Here is a 16,720-nt window from a genome sequence, read left to right on the forward strand (position 1 = left end):
CATCCAAGGGTCGGACCGCGACGAAGGCGCCGGCTGCAAAGTCCTCGAAGAACAAAAGAAGCGCAATGCCTAACAAGTCTGCCAAACCGGCCGCGAAAGCGACCGTTGCCAAGCCTGCTGCTGCCAAGGCCGCGCCTGCGAAGGCTCATGCTGCCAAGCCCGCCGCGCCGAAGGCTCCCGTTGCTGCTGCGCCTGCCAAGGCTCCCGTCGCTGCCAAGCCGGCCGCCAAGCCCGCTGCTGCGCCGAAGGTCGAGGAAAAGAAGGTCGTGACCCAGCGTCAGGGCTTCAAGGCCAACGAATTCGTCGTCTATCCCGCTCACGGTGTCGGCCAGATCCTGGCCATCGAAGAGCAGGAGATCGCCGGTGCCAAGCTCGAGCTGTTCGTCATCAACTTCATCAAGGACAAGATGACGCTGCGCGTTCCGACCGCCAAGGTCGCCAATGTCGGCATGCGCAAGCTGTCCGATCCGGCCCTGGTCAAGAAGGCGCTTGAGACGCTCAAGGGCCGCGCCCGCGTCAAGCGCACCATGTGGTCGCGCCGCGCCCAGGAATACGAAGCGAAGATCAATTCGGGCGACATCGTCGCGATTGCGGAAGTCGTGCGCGACCTCTACCGCTCGGAGTCGCAGCCGGAGCAGTCCTACAGCGAACGCCAGCTCTATGAAGCGGCGCTCGATCGTCTCTCCCGCGAGATCGCGGTGGTGCAGCACTCGACCGAGACCGAAGCGGTCAAGGAGATCGAGGCCCAGCTCGCCAAGAGCCCGCGCCGCAACGCCAAGGCGGAAGCCACCGAGGGCGAAGCCGATGCGGATGCCGAGGGCGATGCCGACGATAACGATGGCGACGACACCACCGTCGCCGACGAGGCCGCGTAAGCGTCTCGGTCGATTGCAAGAGATCAAAAGCCCGGCCGTTCGGCCGGGCTTTTTGTTCGATGGACGCCGTTTCGCAAGGTCGGCGAAAGCGGAGCCTACTACCTCCTTCGTCTCCGTCGGAAAAGCAGAAGGGCTGCTCTCACCCAGTTCGCATTCGTGCTGACGCCCATCGCACCAGACATCGAAATGCCATAGCTCGCCTGCGGGCCAACTCCGCTGATCGCTGAAGTCGAGCAGCATTTCACTTTGTGGTGACGCAAGAAGCTGTGATTACGGTGATCGCTTAGGTTGTGCTATGGCCTGTAACGCTACAGGGGCTAAACCTAGTGGGGGCAAAACCTAGGAGGAGCTACCCATGACAGGAAAACTGCTCGTCGCTCTCGCGATCGTGACTCTCTCGGCTTCTGCCGCCTCGGCGGCGCATCACCATCATCGCCACGCACTGAACCCAACCGCGGCTACTCCCGCATCTCCGTCTCCAATCGGATGGACGGGCGGACCGACCAGTAGCGATCACGCCATGTACCTGCAGAATCTCCACGATTCCGGCTACAACCCGAAGAACGACCGCGACGCCGCCGGGAACATGGCGGCGCAATAGCGGAGTCATTGCCGATCGTCGTCATGTTGGCGATGTCGGCTGCCGACGCTCGGTCAGCGAGCGCGGAAGCGTAGGCCGCAATTCGAATCCTTCGGGATCGCGCGTGGCGGATTGCGTTTCCGCATTCGCATGGCCGGCCGCCGGATTGCCGGCGGCGCATCCACCTGGTGAAGACGGCCTACTTCACCGGCCGCTTCTCGAGCTTTCGTGCCAGCGTGCGCCGGTGCATCCCCAGCCGCCGTGCGGCTTCCGAGATATTGAAATCCGTCTCGATCAGGGTCTGGTGGATGCGCTCCCATTCCAGCGTCTTGATCGAGGTCGGGCGCGCGTCGAGCGCGACCTCGGCGTTGCCTTCGGCCCTGTGGAAGGCGGCTTCGATGTCGTCGGTGTTCGACGGCTTGGCCAGATAGTGGCAGGCGCCGAGCTTGATGGCTTCGACGGCGGTGGAGATGCTGGCAAAGCCCGTCAGCACCACGATCAGCATGTCGGGGTCATGCGTATGCAACAGCTCGACGCAGGCGAGCCCGGAGGCACCGCCGAGCTTGAGGTCGACCACGGCGTGGCCGAAGGAGCGCTCTTCGAGCACCTTGCGCACCTCATCGATCGAGGCGGCCAGCACGACCTCGTAGCCGCGGCGCTCGAACGAGCGCTTCAGCGTGCGGGCGAAGCCCGAATCGTCCTCGACGACGATGAGCGAGCGGTCAGGCGTCAAAATTCCCTCCGATCGCGAGCGTTGCCAGCGGTAGCGTGAGGCGCACGGTGGCGCCACGCTTTCTGTGGTTCTCGGCGCTGACGGTGCCGCCCAGCTTGCGCACGACGTTAACCACTAGGAACAGGCCCAGCCCGCCGCCGGCGCGGCCCTTGCTCGACTGATAGGGCTTTCCGAGCTGAGCCAGCATCTCCGGCGCAAAGCCGGGGCCGCGGTCGCTGATCGACAGCACGAGATTGTCGGCCTCGCGTTCGGCGACGAGTTCGACCCAGTCGCGCGAGACCTCATAGGCGTTGTCGAGCACGTTGAAGATCACCTGCTTCAGCGCGACATCGGAAGCGATCGCGACGTCCTCGCCGAAAGTGTTGACGAAGTAGAGCGTGCGCGCCGAGCGCGCGTCGCGCCATTCTTCCACCAGCGCGGTGACGAACGCCGTCACCGTCGTCGGCGAGGAGCCTTCTCCGCGCGCTTCACCCGCCGACACCAGGATCCCCGTGACGATCGACTTGCAGCGCTGGAGGGAAGTTTCCATTTCCGCGAGGTCTTCGGCGAGCTCCTGATTGGCGGCAAGATCCGGCATGCGGCGCCAGTCGCTGAGGATCACCGAGAGCGAGGCGAGCGGCGTGCCAAGCTCATGCGCCGCGCCGGAGGCGAGCAGACCCATGCGCACGATGTAATCCTGCTCGGCCGCATGCTGGCGCAGCGCCGCCAGGTGCGCATCGCGCTGGCGCAGATTCCTGTTGATGCGGGTCACGAACACCACCAGCAGCACGGCATTGAGGACGAAGCCCACGAGCATGCCGATGACGGTGAGCGTATAGGTTTCGCTGAACGGGTTCGGCGGCAGATCGAGCGGACGGTAGGCGAGCGTCAGCCAGACGAAGCTCGCGCAGGTCAGCGCCACGAGCGACCAGGTCGAGCGGGCGTCGAGCAGAACCGCCCCGAGCGTCACCTGGAGCAGGAATAGCGAGGTGAAAGGATTGGTGGCGCCCCCAGAGAGGTAAAGCTGCGCGGTCAGCGCGGCGACGTCCAGCATCAAGGCGACCAGGAGCTCGTTGTTGGTGATCGCTGCGCGATGGCGCACCCAGACCAGGCTGGAGACGTTGAGCAGCACCAGCGCGCCAATCACCACGCCCATCCGTTCCAGTGGCAGGGGTATGTCGAGCCCGAAATGCACGGCACCGATGGTGACGATCTGGCCGACCACCGCGATCCAACGCAGCTGGATCAGCAGCGCCATGTTCTTGCGGTTGGTCTCGTCGTCGGTGGGAGCTGCACCAATCAGCTCGCCGCGCGCGTCCGCCTGCGGCTGCCGGGCGACGGCGAACGCGTCACGCGCAAGCGTTCGGGGAAGCGTCTTCCCCCCGTCAGTTCTGCTCGACGATCGTTCCAGCATCTGATCCCGTCCTGCGGCGAGCGGCATCGGGGTCGCCATCCGGGGCTTGGACGACGCGCCTGCGACGGAACAGCCCGCCGCCGAATGTGACGAAAAGCCGACCGGCCAGCATGAAAGCCAGGGCAAACCACGTCAGCGCGTAGATCAGGTGGTTATTGGGAAAGCGGATCACGGTCAATCCGCCGATCGGACCGCCCGCAATTTGTGATCCGGCCTCGGCATCCACGAAGAACGGCGCGACCTCGTGGAGGCCGCGCGCCGCCGCGATCGCCGCGACGTCGCGCGAGTACCAGCGGTTGTGCTGCGGCACGTTGTTCCGGAGGAATCCGCCCTTCGGCTCGGTGATGCGAAGAAGGCCGGTGATCTCGACCTGGCCTTCCAGATTGCCGTCCCTGCGCGTCGATGCGTCGCGCCGCTCGGACGGCACGAAGCCGCGGTTGACCAGAACCTGCGTGCCGTCGTCGCGCTGAAGCGGCGTCAGCACCCAATAGCCGGGGCCCTCCTCGGTGACGGCCTGAACCAGCGTCTCGCGGTCATGCAGGAAGCGGCCGGCGACGTTGACATGCCTGTATTCGTCGTTCGCGGCGGAGACCGCAGGCCATGAAGCCGGCGAGGGGATCGGCGCCGCAGGGGCATGAACGCGCTGCTCGACGCGGTCGATCAGCGCCAGCTTCCAGGCGCGGCGCTCGATCTGCCAGACGCCGAGCGCGATCAAAGCGACAAAGGCCGCGAGCGACAGGGCCGTCAGCCACAAGGGCGGCGTCCGCGCGGCTCTGCCCCGCGTCCCTTCGTCCCTGCCCGTCACAGCCCTGATTTCACTCACTTCATTCCGCTCATCTGGTGCATGGGCATCATGTTGCTGTTGAGGTGGTGCATCACCCACAGCGAACCGGACAGCGCAATCACCACCATGACGACGGTGAAGATCAGCGCCATCATGCTCCAGCCGTTCTCGGACGTCGTGTTCATGTGCAGGAAGTATATCATGTGCACCACGATCTGCACGACCGCGAAGGCCATGATGACCAGCGCGGTGATCTGCTTGCTCGGCAGCACACCGCTCATCACCAGCCAGAACGGGATCGCGGTGAGCACGACCGAGAGCACGAAGCCGAGCATATAGGTCGAGAATGTGCCGTGGGCATGGCCGTCGCCGTGGTGATGGTCGTCGGCATGGGCAGCGTGTGTATCGGTGTTCATCGCAGAACTCCCAGGAGATAGACGAAGGTGAAGACGCCGATCCAGACCACGTCGAGGAAGTGCCAGAACATCGACAGGCACATCAGGCGGCGGCGGTTGGCCTCGATCAGGCCGAACTTCCGGACCTGCACCATCAGGGTCACCAGCCAGATCAGGCCGCAGGAGACGTGCAGGCCGTGGGTGCCGACCAGCGCGAAGAACGCCGACAGGAAGGCGCTGCGCTGGGGCGTGGCACCCTCATGGATCATGTGGGCGAACTCGGTGAGCTCGATGCCGATGAAGGCGAGGCCGAACAGGCCGGTGATCGCCAGCCACATCTGCGTCTGCGCGACCTTGTTCTGCTGCATGGTCAGCATGGCGAAGCCGTAGGTAATCGACGACAGCAGCAGCATCGACGTGTTCAGCGCGACCAAGTTGAGGTCGAACAGATCCTTCGGCGCGGGGCCGGCGGCGTAGTTGCCGCCGAGCACGCCATAGGTGGCGAACAGGATCGCGAAGATGAGACAATCGCTCATCAGGTAGATCCAGAAGCCGAGCGAGGTGCTCCAGCCTTCCGGATGCGGGTGCTCGTCGGCGACGTAGAAGACCGGCTCGCCGGTCTGCGAGGGATGAACAGCGACAGTCATTTACTTGGCTCCGGCGAGCAGCTTGGTGCGCGCGTCCTCGGTCCGGATGACGTCTTCAGCCGGAACATCGAAGTCGCGGTGATAGTTGAAGGTGTGACCGATGCCGACCACGAGCATCGCGATGAAGCTCACAGCCGCCAGCCACCAGATGTACCAGATCAATCCGAAGCCCATCACGGTGGCAAGGCCGGCGAGGATGATTCCGGTGCCGGTGCTGCTGGGCATGTGGATCGGCTTGAACCCGGTGAGCGGACGCTGGTAGCCCCGGCGCTTCATGTCCCACCACGCGTCATTGTCGTGAACGACGGGGGTGAAGGCGAAGTTGTAGTCCGGCGGCGGCGAGGAGGTCGCCCATTCCAGCGTGCGCCCATCCCAGGGATCGCCGGTGACGTCCTTGAGCTGCTCGCGCTTGAGCAGGCTGACCGCGAACTGCATCAGCATCGAGAGGATGCCGATGAAGACGAAGACGGCACCGATCGCGGCGATGACGAACCAGATCTGCAAGGACGGATCGTCGAACACGCGCAGGCGGCGGGTGACGCCCATCAGGCCGAGCACGTAGAGCGGCATGAAGGCCAGGTAGAAGCCGGTGACCCAGAACCAGAACGACATCTTGCCCCAGAACGGATCGAGCTTGAAGCCGAACGCCTTCGGGAACCAGTAATTGATGCCGGCGAACGCGCCGAACACCACGCCGCCAATGATCACGTTGTGGAAGTGCGCGATCAGGAACAGGCTGTTGTGCAGCACGAAATCGGCCGGCGGCACCGCGAGCAGCACGCCGGTCATGCCGCCGATCACGAAGGTCAGCATGAAGGCGATGGTCCACATCATCGGCAGTTCGTAGCGGATGCGGCCGCGATACATCGTGAACAGCCAGTTGAACATCTTCGCGCCCGTCGGGATCGAGATGATCATCGTGGTGATGCCGAAGAACGAGTTGACGCTGGCACCCGAGCCCATCGTGAAGAAGTGGTGCAGCCAGACCAGGTACGACAGGATGGTGATGACCACCGTGGCGTAGACCATCGAGGTGTAGCCGAACAGCCGCTTGCCCGAGAAGGTCGAGGTGACCTCGGAGAAGATGCCGAAGGCGGGGAGAACCAGGATGTAGACTTCGGGGTGGCCCCAGATCCAGATCAGGTTCACGTACATCATCGGGCTGCCGCCGAAATCGTTCGTGAAGAAGTTGGTGCCGACGTAGCGGTCGAGCGACAGCAGCGCGAGCACGACGGTCAGCACCGGGAACGAGGCGACGATCAGGATGTTGGTGCAGAGCGAGGTCCAGGTGAACACCGGCATCTTCATCATGGTCATGCCGGGGCACCGCAGCTTGACGATGGTGCAGATCAGGTTGATGCCGGATAAGGTCGTGCCGACGCCGGCGATCTGAAGCGCCCAGATGTAATAGTCGACGCCGACGTCGGGACTGTAGCCGATGTTCGACAGCGGCGGATAAGCCAGCCAGCCGGTGCGGGCGAATTCGCCGATGAAGAGCGAAGCCATCACCAGCACCGCGCCGCCGACCGTCATCCAGAAGCTGAAATTGTTCAGGAACGGGAAGGACACGTCGCGGGCGCCGATCTGCAGCGGCACGACATAGTTCATCAGGCCCGTGACCAGCGGCATTGCCACGAAGAAGATCATGATCACGCCGTGGGCGGTGAAGACCTGATCGTAGTGATGGGCGTTGAGGTAGCCTTCCGAGCCGCCAAAGGCGAGCATCTGCTGGCCACGCATCATCAGCGCGTCGGCAAAGCCGCGCAGCAGCATCACGATGCCGAGGATCATGTACATGATGCCGATGCGCTTGTGGTCCACCGTGGTGAACCATTCGCGCCAGAGATAGCCCCAGAGGCGGAAATAGGTGAGGCCGCCGAGCAGCGCGGCGCCGCCGAGTGCGACCACCACGAAGGTGCCGACGACGATCGGCTCGTGCAGCGGCAGCGATTCGAAGCCGAGCCGGCCGAAAATGAGCTTGAGAAGATCAGGGGACATGCGGGATCTCGTTAAGAGTCTGATTTCGGACGCTGTCCGAGGAAGAAGGACGAGGACTTCAGCGGCGCGAACGACGGCCGCTTCAGGCCGGCGCCGAGCAGCGGCGTGGTGTCGGTCGGCGCCGCGATGGAGGCGGTGGTCCTGCCTTGCGGCGCATCCGGCGTACAGGCGCCGGCGACGAAGCTCGGCTCCGGTCCAAGCACGGTGCCGCGGCGGGCGTACTTGTCGTAGGCCAGCGGCAGCGTGTTGTTCAGGCCCTGATGGCCGGCGCCGCCCTTGGCGTCGATCGCCATCATCTCGCTCTGGCACATCTTGCCGGTCTCGACGCACATGTTGAGAATCAGGCGGTAGAGATCGGCATCGATCGTGCCCCAGCGGCGCACCGGCTCGTTCTGGCTGGGCTTTTCGAGCTGGAGATATTCAGCGCGGCCGAGCGAGCCGCCGGCCGACTTGGCGCTGGCGATCCAGGCGTCAAAGCCCTTGTCGTCGAGTCCCCTAAACTTGAAGTGCATGCCGGAGAAGCCGGCGCCGCTGTAGTTCGCCGAGAAGCCCTTGTAGGTGCCGGCGTGGTTGACGACGGCATGAAGCTTGGTCTCCATGCCGGGCATCGCATAGATCTGGCCGGCGAGCGCGGGGATGTAGAACGAGTTCATCACCGAGGACGCCGTGATGCGGAAGGTGATCGGGCGATCGACCGGCGCTGCGAGCTCATTGACGGTGGCGATACCGTAGTCCGGATAGATGAAGAGCCATTTCCAATCGAGCGCGACGACATCGACCTCGAGCGGAGCCCTCGACTGGTCCACGGTGCGCTCGGCGTGGATGCGGCCCAGCTTGCGGTAGGGATCGAGCAGGTGTGTGCCCATCCAGGTCAGCGCGCCCAGGCAGACGATGATCAGAAGCGGCGCCGACCAGATCACCAGCTCGAGCTTGGTCGAGTGATCCCAGTCCGGCTCGTAGCGGGCCTCGGTGTTGGACTGGCGGTAACGCCAGGCGAACAGCACCGTCAGCGCCATCACGGGCACGACGATCAGGAGCATCAGGACGGTGGAGATGATGACGAGGTCGCGCTGTTGCGCGGCGATATCGCCGGCCGGCGCCAGCACGACATAGTCGCAGCCGCTCAGCGCAGCAGCCAGAGGTAGTAGCGCCAGGATCTTGAGACGAGACACGGCCGAGCCTTATGAGAATGAGTTTCCTTTGCGGGGCCAACGGGTAGCTGCGGCGCAACAATCCGGACATTGGACAATTTGTCCAATGTTGCAGTGCGGGATGTTGGATCAGACAGAGGCAGCTGCCGGGCCTCTTGCCGGGCGGCAGGCTTTGGTTTTCAGGACGTTAAGGGCGCGCGAATGGCGACGGCACGGACCCCCGCAATGACAGATCTCCCCACGGGAGAGCATGGCCACGACCAGGCCAGTCCCGGCGAGATCGCCATCGGCGTCATCATCGGCCGCACCTCGGAATTCTTCGACTTCTTCGTCTTCGCGATCGCTTCGGTGATCGTATTCCCCCGCCTCGTATTCCCGTTCGCGAGCGAACTGACCGGTACCCTCTATTCCTTCATGATCTTCGCGCTGGCCTTTATGGCCCGGCCGATCGGCACGGTCATTTTCATGACCGTCGACCGTGCCTACGGCAAGACAGCCAAGCTGATCTCGGCGCTGTTCCTGCTCGGCACCGCCACCGTCGCGCTGGCGTTCCTGCCCGGCTATCACGAGATCGGCGTCGCGGCGATCTGGCTGCTGGCGCTGGCGCGCATCGCGCAGGGTCTGGCCTGGGGCGGCGCCTGGGACGGCATGGCCTCGCTACTCGCGCTGAACGCGCCGCCCTCCCAGCGCGGCTGGTACGCGATGGTGCCGCAGCTCGGGGCGCCGCTCGGGTTGATCGTGGCGAGCGCGCTGTTCGCCTATTTTGCCGGTCTCCTCTCTGCCGAAGATTTCTTCGACTGGGGCTGGCGCTATCCGTTCTTCGTCGCCTTCGCCATCAACGTCGTCGCGCTGTTCGCGCGCCTGCGCATGGTGACCACGGAAGAATACGCCTCGCTGTTCGAGACCCGCGAATTGCAGCCCGCGCGCATCTCCGAGACGGTCGCGCGCGAAGGCCAGAACATCATGCTCGGCGCCTTCGCGCCGCTGGCGAGCTTTGCGCTGTTCCACATGGTCACGGTGTTTCCGCTGTCCTGGGTGTTCCTGTTCACCCGCGAAAGCCCGGTACGCTTCCTGGTCATCGAGATCGTCGCGGCCGTGTTCGGCGTCGTTGCGATCGTGCTCTCCGGCATCATCGCCGACCGCGTGGGGCGCAAATCACTGCTGATGGGATCGGCGATTGCGATCGCGATCTACAGCGGCTTTGCCCCCCAGCTGCTCGACGCCGGCGCGTTCGGCGAGACCATCTACATGGTGATCGGCTTCATCCTGCTCGGCCTGTCCTTCGGCCAGTCCTCCGGCGCGATCGCCTCGAACTTCAGGCAGACGTATCGTTACACGGCCTCAGCCCTGACCTCCGACATGGCCTGGCTGTTCGGGGCCGGCTTCGCACCGCTGGTGGCGCTGCTGCTCGCCACCAATCTCGGCGTCATCGCCTCGGGCGCGTATCTGCTATCGGGCGCGTTCTGGACCCTGCTCGCACTCTGGCTCAGCGGCCAGCGCGAGGCGGGGGACATGGATGCGGGGCGTTAGTCAAGCCTCGCCGGGACGACGGGCGAGCTTGCGGAGCGAGATCCCGGGTTCGCGCTAAACGCGCCCCGGGATGACGTGCGCTTAGCGCACGTCAATCCGCCACGATCTTCACGCGATCCCTCACCTTCACCTGCGCGGTGCGATCGAGGCCGTTCAGCACGCGGAAGCGTTCGGCGGGATGATCGACGCCGGACATGCGGTGGGAGAGCGATTCCACGGTATCGCCGGGCTGCACGGTGATGACCTTGATGCGCAAGGGGCGCGCGGCCTGGATTTCCTCGAGGGTCAGGCGGCGAAATGAATTGACGGTCTCGCGCGCGTTGCGTTCGCTCTCGGTCGATTTCTGCCGTGTCGCGAAGATGAAGCGGTAGACGTCGCTGCCGAAGCGTAGGGCATAGACCTTGAACTGCCACTGGTCGCCCTTGGCGGTGGCGGACGCGGCCGGAAAACCGTTGACGGTGATATCCTCGGTCGACGCCTTCTCGACGCCTTCCATCCAGCCGGAATTCAGGTAGTCGCCGAGCGACTGCTCGGCCGGCACCCGCACGACGTCGAAGCGCATCGCCTGCGAGCCGCCCTCGCGCACGCCGATCACGGCCTGCGCGGTGTTGTCGAGCGTGAAATTGTCCGGTGCCTGGAAGGTGAAGCCGAGCTTGGGATGCAGGAATCTGCGGCCGCGCACGAAGCCTTCGCTGGGGTCCTCGCCATAGACGAGGTTGTCGATCGCAGCGAGATAACTCTCGCGGTCGCGCTCGGCGCCTTCGGGAGCCGCATATTGCCGCGCGATGGCCTGCGCGTTCTGCACGCGCTCCGGAGTTGCCGGATGCGAGGAGGTGAAATCCTGCGCGCGCGGATCGAGCGAGCTCTTGCCGGCCTTGAGCTCGGCATTGCGCTCCATCGCCGAGAGAAAGCGCGCCGCGCCGTAAGGATCGAAATGCGCCTTGGCCGAGATGCCGACGCCGATGCCGTCGGCCTCGATCTCCTGCTTGCGCGAGAAGCTCGCCATGGTGAGCTTGGTCTTGGCGAGCGCGAGCGCGGTGAGATCGGGATCGTTGCTCATGTCGGTGACGACGCGGGTGACGATCGCGGCCTGGCGGGCTTGGTCCTCGCGCATCGCGGCGTGCTTGGACAGCACATGCGCCATTTCGTGGCTGAGCACCGAGGACAATTCCGACGTATCGCTCGCAAGCGCAAGCAGCCCGCGCGTGACATAGAGCTGGCCGTTCGGCAGCGCGAACGCGTTCACCGCGCCGGAATTGAGGATGGTGACCTTGTAGCCCTGGTCGGGCCGGTCGGAGGCCGCGACCAGCCGGTCGACGGTCTTGCTGACGAGCGCCTCGAGCTTGGGATCGTCATAGGTCCCGCCATAGCTCGCCAGGATGCGCTCATGCTCCTTCTCGGTCGCCGGGGTTTGCGCGACGGCCGGCTTGGGCTTGGGCATCGCCACGGCCGGCGGCGCTGCGGCCGTCTGGAACCGGCCCATGTCACCGCAGCCCGCCAGCGCCGTGCCCAGGACAAGGCAAAGCACGGCCGGCGCAGCCCGCAGGCGGCGGCCATCACCTCGTTCGTGCCGTTCTAGCACCCCATTCACGTCGCTTAACCCGTGCCTGGCCCGTTTTAGGGCCTTACCCCTGTCGGCTCGCTTGCACCCAGCAACTCGACCTGTCCTACGAGGCGCACATCAATCCGCGGCCCCGTATTCCCCTCGATCCAGCCCCGGACTCGAATACGCTTATTCTCCAAGGACTTGAGGGCTATCCCGGCGCTCTCGAACGCCGGTAACGTGCGCCTTGAAATAGTCGCCGCAAAGCCGCGTGTCCAGTTCCGTCCGAAGTTGAGGTAGGTCGTTGCCCCAGCTTGCCGGACCGACAGGACTTTGCCCTCGACCACCATAAAGCGCCCGATCCCCGCCAAAATATCGTCCGGACTTTCCGCGTTTTTTATGGCCGACGGGTCAGCCCAGCTGCCCATTTTTGGCGCCGCGCCTCCGCCTCCCACGCCATCAGGGCGGCAGCGCAATCCTTGTCGGTGATCTCCGCGGAGACGAGGGCGCTGCCTTGGGCGAGCAGCAAGGCCTGCACGGAGGTGTCGTTTTCACCGACGAAGACCAGCGCGCCCTGGCGGCCATAACGGTCGGGCGTGTCGTCCGTGCTGCGGAGGACGACATCGCGACCGACGAGAAACGATGTCAGCGCCTGCTTCGTCGTCGCCGTCGGCTCGATGCCGGCGAGGCGGATCTCGCGGCCGTCATCGAGACGGACGCTGCGGCCATCGACGATCGCGGCGACGCGGGCCTCGCCTTGCGCCTCGAACTGGCACGGCGCGGCGAGTGCACCGTGTCCGGCCACGAGAAGAAATGCGACGATGAAATGAAGCAGCTGCGTCACGTGACCCGGACAGGTTGCGTTACGTGCAAACCATAACTCACGCGTGGTGGATCGCGAAGAGGCTTCGTCAAACACCGTCATTGCGAGCGCAGCGAAGCGATCCAGAATCTTTCCGCGGAAAGAGTCTGGCTTGCTTCGTCGCAAGAGCTCCTCGCAATGACGGCGCGGGTAGACCTCTGCGCATCTCACCATTCCGTTTCGCGGAAAACATGCGCGGCAATCGTACGCTCGCGGCAGCTCGTGCTTGCTGCGCTCTTGCGCATGCGGCATGATTGCAGCAAGAGCAATAACCAAGCCGCCATCAGAGACAGGCGATAAAGGGAGATCTTTTCGAATGAAGCATATTTTGTCGGGCATTTTTGCTGCGTCGCTGGCCCTCAGTGCGAGTGCGGCGCAGGCCCAGGACAAGCCGCCGCTGAAGATCGGCGGCATCCTCGACATGTCGAGCCTGTATGCCGACATCACCGGCCCCGGCAGCGAGACCGCGGCCAAGATGGCGGTAGAGGATTTTGGCGGCGAGGTTCTGGGCCGAAAGATCCAGGTGCTGGCGGCCGACCACCAGAACAAGGCCGATCTCTCCGCCAACATCGCCCGCGACATGCTCGACAATCAGGGTGTCGAGATGATCTACGACGTCGCGGCGTCCGCGACTGCGCTGGCCGCCGGCGAGATCGCCAAGGCGCGCAACAAGATCATCATGTTCAACGGTCCGGGCTCGATCCGTCTCACCAACGAGGCCTGCGGCCCCTTCACCATCCACTACGTCTTCGATACTTACGGCCAGGCCAACGTGACCGGCCTTGCAACCGTGAAGTCGGGCCTCGATTCCTGGTTCTTCCTCACGGCCGATTACGCCTTCGGGCAGGATCTGGAAAAGGACACCAGCGCCGTCGTGACCAAGACCGGCGGCAAGGTGCTCGGCAGCGTGCGCCATCCGCTCAACACGTCTGACTTCTCGTCGTTTCTGCTTCAGGCGCAGGCCTCCAAGGCCAAGGTGATCGGGCTCGCCAACGCCGGCGGCGACACCGTCAACGCCATCAAGCAGGCGGCCGAGTTCGGCATCACCAAGGGCGGCCAGAAAGTCTCGCCGCTTCTTGCCTTCGTCACCGACATCGACTCGATCGGCTTGGAGACCGCGCAGGGCCTGCTGCTGGCCGAAGCGTTTTACTGGGACATGAACGACGACACGCGCGCCTTCTCCAAGCGCTTCCAGGAACGCGTGAAGCGCCCGCCGACCTCGGCGCAGGCCGGCGTCTATTCCTCCATCACTCATTATCTGAAAGCCGTGAAAGCGGCGGGCACGACGGATGCGGCGGCCGTGATCAAGGTCATGAAGGAGACGCCGATCAACGACTTCTTCGCCAAGGGCGGCAAGATCCGCGATGACGGCCGCATGATCCACGACATGTATCTGTTCGAGGTGAAGAAGCCGTCGGAATCCAAGGGCCGCTGGGACGCTTACAAGCTGATCGCCACCGTGCCCGGCAGCGAAGCGTTCCAGCCGCTGGAGCAGTCGCGCTGCCAGCTGGTGAAGAAATGACGCGAAGCGTCATCCCGGGGCGCGCGTGAGCGCGAACCCGGGATCCATCGGGCGGCAATGACGGTTGAGACATGGATTCCGGGCTCGCGACTTCGTCGCGCCCCGGAATGACGAAAACAACAAGGGAGACGCCCCATGAACGACATGGTCCTGCAAAAGCTCGAAGGCGGGCTGCTCACCATCACGATGAACCGGCCCGAGCGCAAGAACGCGCTCAACCCGGACATGGTGCGCGGGCTGGTCGAGGCGGCGCGACGCGCGGCTGACGATCCGGAGGTGCGTGCGGTGCTGTTCAAGGGCGCCGGCGGCTCCTTCTGCGTCGGCGGTGATGTCAAGTCGATGGCGGAGGGGCGCGCGCCGCTGCCGTTCGAGCAGAAGCTCGCCAATCTGCGCCGCGGCATGGAGGTCTCGCGCATCCTGCACCAGATGCCGAAACCCGTGGTGGCGCAGCTCGATGGCGCCGCGGCTGGCGCCGGCCTGTCGATGGCGCTGTCCTGCGATCTGCGCATCGCCAGCGAATCCTGCAAGATCACGACGGCCTTCGCCAAGGTCGGCTTCTCGGGCGATTACGGCGGCACCTATTTCCTGACGCAGCTGCTCGGCAGCGCGCGGGCGCGCGAACTCTATTTGATGTCGCCGGTGCTCACGGCCAAGGAAGCGCACGCGATCGGCATGGTGACCAAGGTCGTGCCCGACGCCGAGATCGACGCCGCCGCCCACGAGCTCGCGCTTTCGCTGGCGCAGGGCCCGTCGATCGCGCTCGGCTTCATCAAGCGCAACATCAACAATGCCGAGCATCTGGCGCTGGAGGATTGCTTCGACGGCGAGGCGATCCATCACACCCGCTGCGGCGACACCGAGGACCACAAGGAAGCTGCGAAAGCCTTCGTCGAGAAGCGCAAGCCGACCTTCAAGGGCGCATGACGATGGCACCCTACATGCGCCTGCGGCAGATCTGCCTGGTGGCGCCGCAGCTCGAGCCCGTCATCTCCGACATCGCGGAGATCATGGGCCTCTCCGTCTGCTATCGCGACGGCAATGTCGCTAAATACGGCCTGGAGAACGCGCTGCTCCCGGTCGACACGATCCTGCTGGAGGTCGTCGCGCCCTTCAAGGACGGCACCACCGCCGGCCGCTTCATCGAGAAGACCGGCGGCCGCGGTGGCTATATGGCGATCTTCTGCTGCAACGATCCGGACGAGCGCGGTCGCAACGCCAATGAGCTCGGCGTGCGCACCGCTAACGTCATCGACCACGCGCCCTATCACGGCGTGCAGCTCCACCCTCGCGACTGCCGCGCCGCCTTCATCGAGTTCAATCACACCGATGGCAGCGACGACATTCTCGGCGCCTATCCGCCGGCGGGACCGGATTGGCAAAAACACATCCGCAAGGACGTGACTCAGGCGCTGACGGCGGTGGAGATGCAGAGTCCGGATCCGCAAGGACTTGCGGAGCACTGGGGCAAGATCCTGGGTGTTGCGGCGCGCGACGCCGAACTGAAGCTGCCGAATGCCACCTTCCGCTTCGTGAGCGGTGCGAGCGAGATCATGAGCGCGCTGGAGTTTCGGGTGAGCGATGCCGCACGCGTGCTGCATGCCGCGCGGGCGAAAGGGCACGCGGTCGCAGGGAATGAATTCCTGCTGGGCGGGGTGACGTTTCGCGTCAGTTGATCTTCGCTATCCGTCACCCCTGCGCAACCTCGGGGCGGTTGTCGGTGGAGGTGCTCGCCTCTTCGGCGAGCCTCGAAGGGCGACGGCCGCCGGCGGGGCCGTTCATCCTTCGAGGCTCCCCGCACGGTGCTGTGCACCGTGCAGCTCGCGCCTGAGGATGAACGGTTCGGATAGCCCGGCCTTACCGTCCCCTAAAATTCGCGACGCGCCGTTCTTCCGTAGCCTTGACGCCTTCCTTGAAATCTTCCGTCGCGCGCAGGCGGGTCTGCTCGGCGAGCTCGTGATTGGTCGCGGCCATGACGCGGTCGGCGAGGCCGGCGCGCATCGTGGCGCGGGTCGAGAGCAGGCCGAGCGGCGAGCACTCGGCGATCTCGCCGGCGAGCTTCATCGCGGCCGCCTTGACCTGGTCCTGCGGCACCAGCTCATTGGCGAGGCCCCATTTGTAGGCTTCCTCGCCGGTGACGCGGCGGCTGGTGTAGAACATCAGCTCGGCGTTGTTCTTGCCGATCAATTCGGGCAGCGTCACGGTCAGGCCGAAGCCGGGATGGAAGCCGAGCTTGGTGAAATTCGCGGAAAAGCGCGCCTCGGGGCAGGTGACGCGGAAATCGGCGGACACCGCAAGACCCAATCCGCCGCCGATGGCCGCGCCCTGCACGGCGGCGACGATCGGCTTCTTGGCGCGGAAGATGCGCACGGCCTGGATGTAGAGATGGTTGATCGGGCCGAGACTGTCGGCCGGGTCGCCCTTCTTCTCGGCCTCGCGCGCCTCCTGCTCCTGCCGTGCAGGATCGCCGAAATTGGCGCCGGCGCAGAATGCCTTGCCCTGTGCCGACAGGACGGAGGCCCGGATCTCGATGTCGCGGTCGAACTCGTCGAGCGCATCCGCGATCTGGTTGATCAGCGAGATGTCGAAGAAGTTGAGCGGCGGACGGCGGATCTCGATGGTGCCGACATGCCCGACCTTCTCGACGCCGATATCTTTGTAGGTGCTCATGATGATCCTCAATTGATTAGCGCAAGCCAGGTCCGCGCGA

At 64.7% G+C, this 16,720-nt stretch carries 15 protein-coding genes and 1 pseudogene; 6 read left to right on the forward strand and 10 right to left on the reverse strand.

Annotated elements, in window-relative coordinates; all coding sequences use genetic code 11:
- Positions 1 to 65 precede the first annotated feature (65 nt).
- Both LPJ38_RS06440 and LPJ38_RS06445 read left to right on the forward strand, forming a co-directional pair.
- Positions 66 to 875 (forward strand): CarD family transcriptional regulator, encoded by an 810-nt coding sequence (locus LPJ38_RS06440; protein ID WP_167520644.1) that lies wholly within the window; start codon positions 66 to 68, stop codon positions 873 to 875.
- A 355-nt stretch (positions 876 to 1,230) separates the two neighbouring features.
- Entirely contained in the window at positions 1,231 to 1,476 is a 246-nt protein-coding gene (locus LPJ38_RS06445) for a hypothetical protein (RefSeq protein WP_145639177.1), read from the forward strand.
- A gap of 178 nt (positions 1,477 to 1,654) precedes the next feature.
- Here the strand turns inward: LPJ38_RS06445 and LPJ38_RS06450 are convergent, their stop codons facing one another.
- Genes LPJ38_RS06450 through cyoA form a run of 7 tightly spaced genes read right to left on the reverse strand, consistent with a single transcriptional unit; the run spans position 1,655 to position 8,577 of the window.
- Positions 1,655 to 2,188 carry a response regulator transcription factor gene (locus LPJ38_RS06450; RefSeq protein WP_145639175.1) on the reverse strand — a complete coding sequence of 178 codons (534 nt, stop codon included), beginning with the start codon at positions 2,186 to 2,188 and terminating at the stop codon, positions 1,655 to 1,657.
- The gene (locus LPJ38_RS06455; protein WP_167520643.1) at positions 2,178 to 3,581 is read right to left on the reverse strand and encodes an ATP-binding protein; all 1,404 of its coding nucleotides are present in this window, start codon (positions 3,579 to 3,581) and stop codon (positions 2,178 to 2,180) included. Before LPJ38_RS06455 ends, LPJ38_RS06450 begins: the two co-directional genes overlap by 11 nt.
- Positions 3,553 to 4,404: an SURF1 family protein gene (locus LPJ38_RS06460; RefSeq protein WP_145639171.1), complete on the reverse strand. Its 852-nt coding sequence runs from the start codon at positions 4,402 to 4,404 to the stop codon at positions 3,553 to 3,555. The genes LPJ38_RS06455 and LPJ38_RS06460 overlap by 29 nt, the downstream gene beginning before the upstream one ends.
- Positions 4,401 to 4,781, reverse strand: coding sequence for a cytochrome o ubiquinol oxidase subunit IV (gene cyoD / locus LPJ38_RS06465; protein WP_145639169.1), 381 nt, complete (start codon positions 4,779 to 4,781; stop codon positions 4,401 to 4,403). The genes LPJ38_RS06460 and cyoD overlap by 4 nt, the downstream gene beginning before the upstream one ends.
- Positions 4,778 to 5,407: a cytochrome o ubiquinol oxidase subunit III gene (cyoC, locus tag LPJ38_RS06470; RefSeq protein WP_145639167.1), complete on the reverse strand. Its 630-nt coding sequence runs from the start codon at positions 5,405 to 5,407 to the stop codon at positions 4,778 to 4,780. The genes cyoD and cyoC overlap by 4 nt, the downstream gene beginning before the upstream one ends.
- Positions 5,408 to 7,405: a cytochrome o ubiquinol oxidase subunit I gene (gene cyoB / locus LPJ38_RS06475; protein ID WP_145639165.1), complete on the reverse strand. Its 1,998-nt coding sequence runs from the start codon at positions 7,403 to 7,405 to the stop codon at positions 5,408 to 5,410.
- 11 nt (positions 7,406 to 7,416) lie between these two features.
- Positions 7,417 to 8,577 (reverse strand): ubiquinol oxidase subunit II, encoded by a 1,161-nt coding sequence (gene cyoA, locus LPJ38_RS06480; protein ID WP_145639163.1) that lies wholly within the window; start codon positions 8,575 to 8,577, stop codon positions 7,417 to 7,419.
- A 180-nt stretch (positions 8,578 to 8,757) separates the two neighbouring features.
- On the opposite strand from cyoA, the gene LPJ38_RS06485 reads away from it, so the two are divergent.
- Positions 8,758 to 10,086, forward strand: a complete 1,329-nt coding sequence (locus tag LPJ38_RS06485) for an MFS transporter (protein WP_145639162.1) — start codon at positions 8,758 to 8,760, stop codon at positions 10,084 to 10,086.
- Positions 10,087 to 10,177: 91 nt separating this feature from the next.
- Here the strand turns inward: LPJ38_RS06485 and LPJ38_RS06490 are convergent, their stop codons facing one another.
- Positions 10,178 to 11,569, reverse strand: a complete 1,392-nt coding sequence (locus LPJ38_RS06490; RefSeq protein ID WP_231088715.1) for a M48 family metalloprotease — start codon at positions 11,567 to 11,569, stop codon at positions 10,178 to 10,180.
- A 134-nt stretch (positions 11,570 to 11,703) separates the two neighbouring features.
- Positions 11,704 to 12,554 (reverse strand): annotated as a pseudogene (locus LPJ38_RS06495) (thermonuclease family protein).
- A gap of 253 nt (positions 12,555 to 12,807) precedes the next feature.
- Between LPJ38_RS06495 and LPJ38_RS06500 the strand changes: the two are divergent.
- From LPJ38_RS06500 to LPJ38_RS06510, 3 genes are all read left to right on the forward strand, one after another.
- A complete protein-coding gene (locus LPJ38_RS06500) occupies positions 12,808 to 14,013 on the forward strand; it encodes an ABC transporter substrate-binding protein (protein WP_145639158.1) in 1,206 nt (401 codons plus the stop codon).
- A 135-nt stretch (positions 14,014 to 14,148) separates the two neighbouring features.
- Positions 14,149 to 14,937 (forward strand): enoyl-CoA hydratase, encoded by a 789-nt coding sequence (locus LPJ38_RS06505; protein ID WP_145639156.1) that lies wholly within the window; start codon positions 14,149 to 14,151, stop codon positions 14,935 to 14,937.
- A gap of 2 nt (positions 14,938 to 14,939) precedes the next feature.
- Positions 14,940 to 15,686 (forward strand): VOC family protein, encoded by a 747-nt coding sequence (locus LPJ38_RS06510; RefSeq protein ID WP_167520642.1) that lies wholly within the window; start codon positions 14,940 to 14,942, stop codon positions 15,684 to 15,686.
- Positions 15,687 to 15,867: 181 nt separating this feature from the next.
- Here LPJ38_RS06510 and LPJ38_RS06515 read toward each other — a convergent pair whose 3' ends face one another.
- The gene (locus tag LPJ38_RS06515; protein ID WP_145639152.1) at positions 15,868 to 16,680 is read right to left on the reverse strand and encodes an enoyl-CoA hydratase/isomerase family protein; all 813 of its coding nucleotides are present in this window, start codon (positions 16,678 to 16,680) and stop codon (positions 15,868 to 15,870) included.
- Positions 16,681 to 16,720 lie beyond the last annotated feature (40 nt).

Origin of the sequence: Bradyrhizobium daqingense, from assembly GCF_021044685.1 — a bacterium.
GTDB lineage: Bacteria > Pseudomonadota > Alphaproteobacteria > Rhizobiales > Xanthobacteraceae > Bradyrhizobium > Bradyrhizobium daqingense.